3 protein-coding genes and 1 pseudogene are annotated in these 2,431 nt (G+C 35.1%); all 4 read left to right on the plus strand.

The window, feature by feature from the left end; genetic code table 11:
• Window positions 1-63: pseudogene (locus tag UC75_RS21460) on the plus strand (TetR family transcriptional regulator); the annotation flags it as partial.
• A gap of 306 nt (window positions 64-369) precedes the next feature.
• Window positions 370-726: a winged helix-turn-helix transcriptional regulator gene (locus tag UC75_RS12045; protein WP_049837730.1), complete on the plus strand. Its 357-nt coding sequence runs from the start codon at window positions 370-372 to the stop codon at window positions 724-726.
• Window positions 727-965: 239 nt separating this feature from the next.
• Entirely contained in the window at window positions 966-1,532 is a 567-nt protein-coding gene (locus tag UC75_RS12050) for an ester cyclase (protein ID WP_228137325.1), read from the plus strand.
• A 144-nt stretch (window positions 1,533-1,676) separates the two neighbouring features.
• A partial coding sequence (gene ygiD / locus UC75_RS12055; protein WP_049837845.1) for a 4,5-DOPA dioxygenase extradiol occupies window positions 1,677-2,431 on the plus strand: 755 nt, incomplete at its 3' end.

A 2,431-nucleotide genomic window follows, 5' to 3' on the forward strand; every position in this document is an offset into this window, starting at 1 on the left:
GACCCAAACAAGCCAGATGAAAGAGAAAAATTATTAGATTATTTTTTTATTACTTTAGGATAAATTAGAGGGAAATATAGGTAAGGAAAAAAACCAAAAAACCTACCAAAGCCAGCAATCGTACCAATGTTTGTACCAACAGAAGCGTTATAGTGGTGCTATCAGAATGCGGTGTTAAATAAGTTTATTTAACAAAAAGTGGTAGCTAGCAGGGGTTATATTGTAAAAAATCATTGGCCATAGCTATTAGGTAATTTACTCATAATTATTAATTCTTTAATGACCAGTTTACGAGCAAATGTATAAAGAAGCTTAAATCAACTGTTTTTGTAGTATACGATCGTTTTTTAGATAAAAAGGAATAACTTGATGGTTTTGAAAACTCCTGAACCCGTTTGTTTTGCAGGACTCATCACGAATATGCTTCGTGGTAAATGGTCTATACATATCTTACATACTTTAGGTTTACAAGGCGCATTAAATTTTAATAGCTTGCATCGAAGTATTTCTGGAATTTCTACAAAAGTTTTAAATGAGCAACTTGGATACTTAACTGACGCAGGTGTTTTACAACGTGTTCCCACAAATAATCCTCGCCAAGAAGTTATCTATTCTTTTACGGAGCAAGGACGAGAGTTGTGTGTTGTGTTGGATACTCTCGATGAATTAGCTAGACGTTGGCAACCCCCTCAAATGGCTATCGAAGTCTCTGATCAAGAGAGGTAGTTAAATCTTGAATTTTTATCATAGTTTATTGATTTTAATAAAATATTTTTATAAATGTGATTCCTTCTACTAGTAGTTACAAATTTGTATGTAATTTACGGCTTAAATTATCTAAAGCATAATCTAGGCGTTATCCATTCTTTAATGGTCTTGGTAATGTTTGCAAATAATGAACTGATAATTAAAAGAGCGTGAAGTTTTTTAGCTAAAACACTCTCTAATTGCTGCTAGGAAAATATATGATGAAAAGATTAAATGTACTTATCCATATCACTTTGGGCTTAGTCATAACATTAAGTTCTGCTGCCAGCCAAGCAGATTCCGGATTATCAAAAAAAGATGCAAAAGAACTGGCTCAATATAGAGAAGCGGAACGTATTGGTAAGGAACGTCTGGTTAAATTTGATACCTTAGATTTTGACGTTTATAGCAATCAAAAATGGGATCGTTTAAAAGAAAGTCATGCTGCTAACATTCGCGTACATTATCCAGATGGAAGTACAACAGTTGGAATTCCTGACCATATTGTTGAATTAAAAAAAATGTTCGTTTTTGCTCCTAATACCACAATTAAAACGCATCCTGTACGAATTGCTTCTGGAGAGTGGACTAGTGTTATTGGTGAGATGGAAGGTAATTTTAGTCAACCAATGCCAATTGGTAATGGCAAAACAATTCCACCTACTGGTAAAGCATTTAAAGTGAAAATGGTGACCGTTGGTCATTGGAAGAATGGCACTATGGATGAAGAGTATTTATTTTGGGATAACCAATCATTCATGCAGCAAATTGGTTTAGGGCAATAAGATTTTGTGAATATTTAATTTCTTGTTGAAGCGTAGTCTGTCATTAGTGATAACTTTTAATATTTTCTGATCCATTGAAGTTATCACTATTCAAATTTAGTTCATGTAGATGATTGATACTTTGAAATAGGGTTAGGTAATTTTATGGATTTAGTTAGAACAACAAATTCAGTACCTTATAAAATGCCAGTTGTTTTTCTTGGTCATGGCACACCAATGAATGCTATTGAGACGAATAGATATAGTTTGGTGTGGCAAGAACTGGGTTTAAATCTACCAAAGCCTAAGGCAATTTTAGCAATTTCAGCACATTGGTACACCAAAGGGATTGGGGTAACTGCAATGCAGCATCCAAAGACCATCCATGATTTTGGTGGTTTTCCCCAAGCTCTATTTGATTTTGAATATCCCGCTCAAGGGGATGCTGAGTTAGCTCATCAAATTAAAGATCTATTATCCCCTGAGCAAGTCATATTGGATCAAGGTTGGGGGCTTGATCATGGTACTTGGTCTGTATTAGCCCATGTCTATCCAAAGGCAGATATTCCAGTGGTGCAATTAAGTATTGATTCAAGACTTTCTGGTCCCGAACATGTGAAGTTGGCCCGCAAACTAAGTGAATTACGAAAACAAGGCATATTAATTTTAGGCAGTGGTAATGTTGTTCATAACCTCTATAAAATGAATTCGCAGAGTGATGCTCCATATTATGAGTGGGCGACACAATTTAATGAAAGTGTGAAAGAAAATCTACTTGCACGTCATATAGATAGGCTTGCTGATTATATGCGCTTGCCAGGTGCAGACATGAGTGTGCCAACAGCGGAACATTATTTGCCATTTTTATATATTGCAGCATTAATGGAGGAAGAGGATCCAATTCATATTTTAGTGGATGG

It is taken from the genome of Acinetobacter sp. V2, assembly GCF_001188385.1.
Lineage (GTDB): Bacteria > Pseudomonadota > Gammaproteobacteria > Pseudomonadales > Moraxellaceae > Acinetobacter > Acinetobacter oleivorans.

Bases quoted from the DNA above. Each gene is read 5' to 3' on its own strand.
- UC75_RS12045 (WP_049837730.1), top strand. From the start codon at position 370: ATGGTTTTGAAAACTCCTGAACCCGTTTGTTTTGCAGGACTCATCACG.
- UC75_RS12050 (WP_228137325.1), top strand. From the start codon at position 966: ATGATGAAAAGATTAAATGTACTTATCCATATCACTTTGGGCTTAGTC.